We start from the raw sequence: 8,585 nt of genomic DNA on the forward strand, positions 1-8,585 counted from the left end.
TATCATCGGCGGTTTCACCGGCTTTGAGCCATTCAGAACCATCCTGCTTTTTCAGCGGGCCGGTAAACGGCTTCAGCTCGCCGGAGGTCAGCTTCTTGATGGTTTCTTCAGCCATTGCTTTCACATCGTCAGGCATATTGGTCAGCGGTGCCATGGCAACCAGACCGGTATTCATGCCGTTGAATGTATTCTGCGACTTCCATGTGCCATCGAGAACAGCTTTGGTGCGCTCGATATAATATGGCGACCAATGGTCGATTGTCGCTGTCAGCTGGGTCTCAGGACCGAACTTGATCATGTCCGAAGCCTGACCGAAGGCTTTGATACCGCGTTCTGCCGCAACCTGAATTGGTGCGGTGGAATCTGTATGCTGGCTCAGAATGTCAACGCCCTGATCGATCAGCGCCTTGGCAGCATCTGCTTCTTTGCCCGGATCAAACCATGAATTTGCCCAGATAATTTTGATCTTGAAATCCGGATTAACGGACTGCGCGCCGATCATGAAGGAGTTGATAGCCTGCACAACTTCCGGCACCGGCACGGAACCGATGAAGCCAGCCATACCGTTTTTCGACAATTTGGCAGCGATCTGACCCTGCACATAACGGCCTTCATAGAAGCGCGCATTATAGGCAGATACGTTTTCTGCTGTCTTATAACCGGTTGCATGTTCAAATTTCACATCAGGAAATTTTTTCGCAACTTTGATGGTCGGATCCATATAGCCGAAAGATGTCGTGAAAATCAGCTTATTACCTGCACGCGCCAGACGCTCAATCGAACGCTCGGCATCAGCACCTTCCGGCACGCTTTCCAGATAGCTGGTTGTGATCTTATCACCCAGTTCTTTTTCAAGCTCCTTGCGGGCTTCATCATGCTGATAGGTCCAGCCGAAATCACCCGGAGGACCAATATAGATAAAGCCGACCTTCAGCTTTTCTTCAGCCATGGCGGTGCCTGCCATGGCAAGCGTTGCCGCAGTGGCAAGAATTGTTAGCGTTCTCTTCATTGTCCCCGTTCTCCTGTTAAGGTCCGTAATCAAAAAACTGTAAAACGACTATGTATCAGCGGTCTGGTACAAATAGGCCACCGGATTATCTATCCGGCACGAAGGGCTTACCGAGTGATGCCGGTGTATTCATCATTGTCAGGCGGCGGTTACGCGAAATGATCACCAGCACAATGATTGTCGCCAGATATGGCAGTGCCGACAACAGTTGCGGCGGCAGGCCGATGCCGAATGCCTGCGCATGGAGCTGACCGATCGTCACTGCACCAAAAAGATAGGCGCCGATCAGCACACGCCAAGGCCGCCATGAAGCAAAAACCACCAGAGCCAGTGCAATCCAACCACGGCCAGCAGTCATATTTTCAACCCATTGCGGCACATAGACGAGGGAGAGCTGCGCACCGGCGAGACCTGCACAGGCACCACCGAACAGCACGGCCAGATAACGCGTGCGCACCACATTGATGCCTAGCGCATGGGCGGAGCCGTGATTGTCGCCGATAGAGCGCAGTTTAAGCCCTGCCCGTGAGCGGAACAAAAACCAGCTGACGCCGATAACCAGCAATAATGCGATATAGAAAATCGGGTCTTGTCCGAACAGCAATTTACCGATCAGCGGAATATCGCTCAGATAAGGAATATAGATCGCGCCAAGGCGCACGCCCGGAAGACCGACAAAGCCCTCGCCGATCACTGCCGATGCGCCCAGCCCCAGAATAGTCAGAGCCAGACCTGTTGCCACCTGATTGGTGACCAGTGTCAATGTCAGAAAGCCGAACAGCAATGCGCAGGCTGCCCCTGCAAAAATTGCTGCGATCATGCCGAGCCATGCATTGCCGGTTAAATGAGCGATACCGAAACCGGTGACCGCGCCCATCAGCATCATGCCTTCAACACCGAGATTGAGTACACCGGAGCGTTCAACGACCAACTCGCCGATGGCAGCAATCAGCAGAGGCGTGGCCGCTGTTGCAATAGTCAGCATAATTGCCTGTGTCATATCCATGGCTCAGGCCTCCCCGCGCAGATCATGCTGACTGCGACTGACAAAACGAATGCGGTAGTGAATGAAAGTATCGCAGGCCAGCACAAAAAACAGGATCATCCCCTGAAACACGCGCGCGGATTTTTCTGAGATACCAATAGAAAGCTGTGCTGCCTCACCGCCGAGATAGGACAATGCCAGCACCAGACCGGCCGCAATAATACCCAGCGGATTAAGCCGCCCGAGAAAGGCAACAATAATCGCTGTAAAACCGTAGCCCGGTGTGATTGTCGTACGCAGCTGACCGATAGCGCCGGACACTTCGCTGATACCGGCAAGACCTGCCAGCGCACCGGAGACCATAAAGGCAAAGAATGTAATCTTGCCCGCACTGAAACCGGCGAAACGCGCTGCACGCGGGCTTTGCCCGACAACCTTGATCTGAAAACCTTTCAGGGTGCTGTGCAGCATGAACCACAGCAGGAATGCGGCAATAATTGCGAAGATGAAGCCCCAATGCGCACGCCCTGCGGCCGACCAGATTTCCGGCAACACAGCATATTCATGAAACTGACGGCTTTCCGGGAAGTTATTACCTTCCGGATTGCGCCAAGGCCCGCGCACCAGCCAGTCCAGAAAGAACTGCGCTACATAGACCAGCATCAGGCTGGTCAGGATCGTATTGGCATTAAAACGGGTTTTTAAAAGAGCCGGTACCGCACCATAAAGCGCACCGCCAACCATCCCCATCAGCAGCATCAGCGGCAGAACATACCAGCCCTGAACGTCCGGATATAATATCGGCAGGATCGAACCGGTAATCGCGCCCATGGTCAGCTGACCTTCGGCACCGATATTCCAGTTATTCGACAAATAGCAAACTGAAAGCCCGACAGCGATCAGGATCAGCGGCGCAGCTTTGACCAGCAATTCATGGATCGACCACATATCCAGCAGCGGCTCAATGAAGAACGCATGGAGTGCAGCAAAAGGATCTTTACCCATCAGCGCAAACAAAATGGCGCCGCAAATCATTGCAAGCGCCAGTGCTAACAGCGGAGAAATTGCGCTGAACCAACGTGAGGGTTGTGGTCTTTTAATCAGTTCAATACGCATCAGACTGCCCCGCCCATCATCAGGCCGATTTTTTCAGCCGTTACAACATCGCGCGGCATGGCTTCGGATAACTGACCATGATGCATCACTGCGATACGGTCACAAATTTCAAATAATTCATCAAGGTCCTGACTGATGACCAGCACGGCAGAACCCTGACGTGACAGATCCACCAATGCCTGACGAATACGCATGGCCGCACCGGCATCCACGCCCCATGTCGGCTGATTGACGACAAGAACAGACGGGTTGCGATCCAGCTCACGGCCGATAATGAATTTCTGCAAATTGCCGCCGGACAGTGCACCGGCCACCGGATTTTCCGCATTTTTGCGTACATCCATCATCGCATTGATGCGTTTGGCAGCGGAAGACAATGCAGATTGCGAAATAATTTTGAACCAGCCACCCTTCAGGAACATTTTTGCATCGGTACGGTAACGCGACAGAAACAGATTATCCGTCAGCGGCAGTTCCGGCACAGCGCCATGTCCCAGACGTTCTTCCGGCACAAAACCTGCGCCCAGCATCCGGCGCTGTGTGATACCGGCAAGACCTGCCTGCTGCCCGCGAATACGGATGGTCGATGCCTGATCCTGCCGCAACTCGCCGGATACAGCTTCAAAAAACTCGCTCTGGCCGTTACCTGCAACACCGGCAATGCCCACGACCTCACCGGCAGCGACATTCAGGGAAATATTACGTAAGGCCGTTGAGAATGGTCCGCGCGGTGCCTGTGAAAGCCCGTCAATCTCCAGCAATGTCGCTTGTTCCGCTGACTTCAATTCAGCTTTCGGACGTTCAACCAGTGCCACATCCTCGCCAACCATCATACGGGCAAGCGACGCTGCGGTTTCTTGCGAAGGCGTGCAATGGGACACGACTTTGCCATGACGCAGCACGGTTGCGCGGTCACAAATCTGCTTCACTTCTTCCAGCCGGTGGCTGATATAGAGAATGGATTTGCCTTCGCTTTTCAGGCGATTAAGCGTGATAAACAGCTTGTCCGCTTCCTGAGGGGTCAAAACTGATGTCGGCTCGTCGAGAATAATAAGTTCCGGCTCCTGCAACAGGCAGCGGATAATTTCGATGCGCTGGCGCTCACCAACTGACAAATCGCCGACAAGCGCATTGGTATCGACCGGCAGACCGTAAGTCTCACCGATCTGCGAAGCTTTTTGCGCAACTTCATTGAGGGAGAGCCCCGCATCCAGTGACAGCGCGATATTTTCTGCAGCGGTCAGACTGTCAAACAGAGAGAAATGCTGAAAAACCATACCAATGCCGAGCTTGCGGGCATAGGCCGGATTACTCATGCGGACTTTGCGTCCCTTCCAGAAAATCTCACCATCCTGTGGCTGCAAAGAGCCGAACAACATTTTGACAAGCGTGGATTTTCCTGCGCCGTTTTCCCCCAGCAGCGCGTGGATTTCGCCATGTTCAATCGTCAGATCAATCTGGTCACATGCTTTCAGCGCACCAAACTGTTTGGTTAAACGCCGTACATCCAGTAATTGCTCAGCCAGTAATTGTTGAGGTTTTGCGGAAGGTTCTGTCATGTGTCCCCTAGACATTTCTTCCGCCCACCTTATGCCACAGTCAAAAAAATAGGAAAGCCGAAAAGTAATTTATAACAATTCTATGAACACTTTTTGCAAGATGTATAAAGAAATTCCGGCGAAATCAGATTTCGCCGGAATATTGTTTTTCAAATCTGAAAATGATTTTACGGGATCAGTATCGTTGTGCCGGTGGTTTTGCGCGCTTCGAGATCGCGCTGCGCCTGTGCTGCATCCCGCAATGCATAAGTCTGATTGACATTGATTTTGACTGCGCCGCTGGCAACCACATCAAACAGCGCCTGCGCCGCACGTTCCAGCTCTTCCCTTGTAGCAATATAAGAGCCCAGCGTCGGGCGGGTTGCATAAAGCGAACCATATTGATTGAGCAGTGCCAGCTCAAATGGCGGCACCGGCCCCGATGCATTGCCATAGCTCACGAACAAGCCACGTGGTTGCAGAACTTGCAGTGATGCCGGGAACGTATCTTTGCCAACACTGTCATAGACCACCGGCAGGCCTTTGCCGCCGGTGATTTCCTTCACCTTCTCGACGAAATTATCTTCACGGTAATTGATAACATGGTCATAGCCGAGGGACAGCGCGAGATCGATTTTCTCCTGCGATCCGGCAGTACCGATGACTGTTGCACCAAGATGTTTCGCCCACTGTCCGGCAATCTGTCCGACGCCGCCGGCGGCGGCATGGATCAGGATCGTATCGCCCTTCTGCACCTTGTAGGTCAGGTTAATCAGATAATAGGCTGTCATGCCTTTCAGCATCATGGATGCGGCAAGGCGCAGATCCATATTCTCCGGCACTTTAACCAGACGATCCGCAGCAATCAGCCGTTCATCCGCATAAGAACCCATAGCACCTGTATAGGCCACACGGTCACCGACCTTCACATTCGTCACGCCTTCACCGACAGCGACGACTGTACCTGCGCCCTCCTGCCCCGGAATGAAAGGCAGTTGCGGTGCTTTATAAAGACCGATACGGAAATAGACATCGATAAAATTCAATCCGACCGCTTCATGGCGGATACGTGCCTCGCCTGCTTTAGGCTGCCCAAGTTCGACCTGTTCATATTTCAGAACATCGGCACCACCGGTTTCACGGATCAGAATTGCATTTATCATTGTCAGAATTCCCTGTTATTTCGCAGCAGTTTTAAGACCAAGATTAGGCAGGAATTGCATCACGATACCGATGCAGTAGAGATAAATACCGGTGACGGAGATACCGATGCGCACCCAGAGCGGCGCATCCATCTGATAGAAAATACCCGCCACACCGAAAACGCACCACAGCAGAAACACTGTGAGATTGAGCGGACGCAAACGCACCACGCGCACCGGATGCAGAAAGTTCAGCGGCATGAATGACAAGATCGCCGAGACAACAACAACCGCAAAAGCTGTCCATTCACCCGGACCGACGATGAACAGGGTGAAGACCACCATATTCCAGACCACAGGGAAACCCTTGAAGAAGTTTTCTTTGGTCTTCATGCCGGTATCAGCATAATAAATCGCACTGCTGATAACAATGATCGCGCCGGACAGGAATGACAGGCCGTGCCCCATGAAACCGCTCTGATAGAGCGCAAATGCGGGGATCAGCACATAAGTGACATAATCGATGATATTATCGAGAAGCTCGCCCGACCAGTTCGGCAACACATATTTCACTTCCAGCTTGCGGGCGATCGGCCCGTCAATACCATCGACGAAAAGTGCCAGCCCGAGCCAGAGAAACATTGCCGTCCAGTTTTCTTCACTGGCAGCAACCAGTGACAGAAAGGCCAGAAAGGAGCCGGAAGCCGTTAACAGGTGAACAGAAAAAGCCCTGACCTGAGGCAGAGTGACTTTTTTAGCTTTCAGTTTGTCTGTCAGTTTCGCTTTCAAGATCTTTGCCGATTCTGTTACAAAAAATTAATGAATTATCAGTCCTGACAGCTTTTGTCGAAAAACACCAAAAGTGCAAGAAAAGCTGACTTGAAAAATAGACAAAATGTCGCTCATCCAAAGAAGTTACCTGCTATTCGTGACTATCTCCGCTTTAAGCATATGTTTTTAGTGTCGTAACGGCGACTTATGGCCTAAAAGAATGAGCAGGCAAATCTGCTTATGGTTTTTAAAAATTAGCAGGATATTCCGGTGATTTGACTGTTTGATTGTCAAAATCCGGATAACAAAGAGGTGCATTATGTCAGGCTCCGTTCATTCATCAGAGTTCACTTCGGCGCGCATTCTTGTGAGCGGCAGCGGCCCTGCGGGAATGATTGCGGCACTGGCGATGGCGCAGGCGGGCTATGATATTCTGCTTGCGGGTCCGGTAAGCGATCAGGATGACCGGCGCACCACAGCATTGATGATGCCTGCTATTGAATATCTCGACAGTCTCGGCGTTTGGCAGACGATCCGTCCGGATACAGCCGCCCTCGCCTCCATGCGTATTGTTGACGGCACCCGCAGACTGATCCGCAGTCCTGCGGTGACATTCCGCGCTTCTGAAATCGGCACAGAAGCTTTCGGCTATAATATTCCCAATCTGGTGCTGAACCGGGTGCTGCATGAAGCTGTAACCGCGCATCCGCGCATTGCCCGTAATTTCAGCAATGCCACCGCCTATCAGCATAATGCAGACAATATTTCTGTCACTTTCAGCGACGGACAGGTTGTGACCACTCCACTGGTTGTGGCAGCTGACGGCCGCAACAGTTTAGCGCGTGATGCAGCCGGCATTCAAACCCGCCGCTGGCGCTATCCGCAAACGGCAGTTGTGTGCTCGTTCAGCCATAAAGTTCCGCATCAGAATATTTCGACCGAATTCCACACCGAGGATGGTCCTTTCACGCAGGTGCCGCTTCCCGGCAATCGCTCCAGCCTTGTCTGGGTTGCCAATCCGCGCCATGCTGAAAAGCTGATGGCACTCGACAGCGAACAGCTTGCCCGTGAGATTGAAACAAAAATGCAATCCATGCTCGGGCAGATTACAGTTGATACCAAACAGCAGGCATGGCCGCTCTCTGGTCTGGTGCCGCTGAAATTTGCGGCCAAGAGAACCATTCTGATCGGCGAAGCAGCGCATGTTTTCCCGCCAATCGGTGCACAAGGCCTGAATCTCGGCACCCGTGATGTGGAAACTCTGACCTCCGCACTGAACAAAGATAAACAGGATGCCGGTTCTGATCGCGTTATCCGCGCTTATGACAGTGGTCGCCGCCCTGATATTCTGGCACGTACCGGCTCGGTCGATGTGCTGAACCGCACGCTACTCTCAGATTTCCTGCCTGCGCAGATCATTCGCGGCACGGGACTGGAAATCCTGCGTGTTGTGCCGCCGCTGCGCGCTTTCTTCATGCGTGAGGGGCTGCGTCCTGGTGGCGGCTTCAAAGCTCTCCTGCCATCTTTCTCCGCAGCGAATAAGAAGACGACACTGCCAATTGTCACGCCACATCACGACGGATCACAATGAGTGCTTTTGAAGTAAAATATGCACGTTTCCAGATCGGACAGGTGGTGCGTCACCGCCTGTTACCGTTCCGCGGTATCATTTTCGACGTTGATCCGGAATTCGCCAATACGGAAGAATGGTACATGTCCATTCCCGAAGCCTCACGCCCGAAACGTGAGCAGCCATTCTACCATGTGCTGGCGGAGAATGAGGAAACGGATTACGTAGCCTATGTTTCCGAGCAAAATCTGGAAGAAGATGAAAGCGGCGAACCGCTGCGCCACCCGCAAATAGGTGACTATTTCGACATCGACAGTCAGGGCGAATATCGCTTTAAAGCTGCACCATTGAATTAAATCAATACGTTACATTTTTATTGCAATACATTGATAATAAACAAAAAGGCCGGATTGCTCCGGCCTTTTCTTATTTTAATTATGCGCGGCGAAGATCC

General features: G+C 52.2%; 8 protein-coding genes. 2 read left to right on the plus strand and 6 right to left on the minus strand.

Annotated features, from left to right (window positions below; all coding sequences use genetic code 11):
* From A918_RS0116465 to pcsA, 6 genes are all read right to left on the minus strand, one after another.
* Window positions 1-1,009 (minus strand): BMP family ABC transporter substrate-binding protein (locus tag A918_RS0116465; protein ID WP_022712116.1); only part of this gene is annotated, 1,009 nt, incomplete at its 3' end.
* Window positions 1,010-1,094: 85 nt separating this feature from the next.
* Entirely contained in the window at window positions 1,095-2,015 is a 921-nt protein-coding gene (locus tag A918_RS0116470) for an ABC transporter permease (RefSeq protein ID WP_022712117.1), read from the minus strand.
* A 3-nt stretch (window positions 2,016-2,018) separates the two neighbouring features.
* On the minus strand, window positions 2,019-3,110 hold the full coding sequence (locus A918_RS0116475; protein ID WP_022712118.1) for an ABC transporter permease: 1,092 nt from the start codon (window positions 3,108-3,110) through the stop codon (window positions 2,019-2,021).
* Window positions 3,110-4,669, minus strand: a complete 1,560-nt coding sequence (locus A918_RS0116480; protein WP_022712119.1) for an ABC transporter ATP-binding protein — start codon at window positions 4,667-4,669, stop codon at window positions 3,110-3,112. The genes A918_RS0116475 and A918_RS0116480 overlap by 1 nt, the downstream gene beginning before the upstream one ends.
* Window positions 4,670-4,836: 167 nt before the next feature.
* The gene (locus tag A918_RS0116485) at window positions 4,837-5,811 is read right to left on the minus strand and encodes a quinone oxidoreductase (protein WP_022712120.1); all 975 of its coding nucleotides are present in this window, start codon (window positions 5,809-5,811) and stop codon (window positions 4,837-4,839) included.
* Window positions 5,812-5,826: 15 nt separating this feature from the next.
* Window positions 5,827-6,579: a phosphatidylcholine synthase gene (gene pcsA / locus A918_RS20845; RefSeq protein ID WP_022712121.1), complete on the minus strand. Its 753-nt coding sequence runs from the start codon at window positions 6,577-6,579 to the stop codon at window positions 5,827-5,829.
* Window positions 6,580-6,880: 301 nt separating this feature from the next.
* On the opposite strand from pcsA, the gene A918_RS20850 reads away from it, so the two are divergent.
* Together A918_RS20850 and hspQ are read left to right on the plus strand one after the other, a co-directional pair.
* Window positions 6,881-8,152, plus strand: coding sequence for a UbiH/UbiF family hydroxylase (locus A918_RS20850; RefSeq protein WP_022712122.1), 1,272 nt, complete (start codon window positions 6,881-6,883; stop codon window positions 8,150-8,152).
* Entirely contained in the window at window positions 8,149-8,487 is a 339-nt protein-coding gene (gene hspQ / locus A918_RS0116500) for a heat shock protein HspQ (RefSeq protein WP_022712123.1), read from the plus strand. Before A918_RS20850 ends, hspQ begins: the two co-directional genes overlap by 4 nt.
* Window positions 8,488-8,585 lie beyond the last annotated feature (98 nt).

Source organism: Pseudochrobactrum sp. AO18b (genome assembly GCF_000409565.1).
Taxonomy (GTDB): domain Bacteria; phylum Pseudomonadota; class Alphaproteobacteria; order Rhizobiales; family Rhizobiaceae; genus Pseudochrobactrum; species Pseudochrobactrum saccharolyticum.

Excerpts from the sequence above, each read along its gene's own strand:
- A918_RS0116470 (WP_022712117.1), bottom strand. The coding sequence starts at position 2,015 with ATGGATATGACACAGGCAATTATGCTGACTATTGCAACAGCGGCCACG.
- A918_RS0116475 (WP_022712118.1), bottom strand. The coding sequence starts at position 3,110 with ATGCGTATTGAACTGATTAAAAGACCACAACCCTCACGTTGGTTCAGC.
- A918_RS0116480 (WP_022712119.1), bottom strand. The coding sequence starts at position 4,669 with ATGACAGAACCTTCCGCAAAACCTCAACAATTACTGGCTGAGCAATTA.
- A918_RS0116485 (WP_022712120.1), bottom strand. The coding sequence starts at position 5,811 with ATGATAAATGCAATTCTGATCCGTGAAACCGGTGGTGCCGATGTTCTG.
- A918_RS20850 (WP_022712122.1), top strand. The coding sequence starts at position 6,881 with ATGTCAGGCTCCGTTCATTCATCAGAGTTCACTTCGGCGCGCATTCTT.
- hspQ (WP_022712123.1), top strand. The coding sequence starts at position 8,149 with ATGAGTGCTTTTGAAGTAAAATATGCACGTTTCCAGATCGGACAGGTG.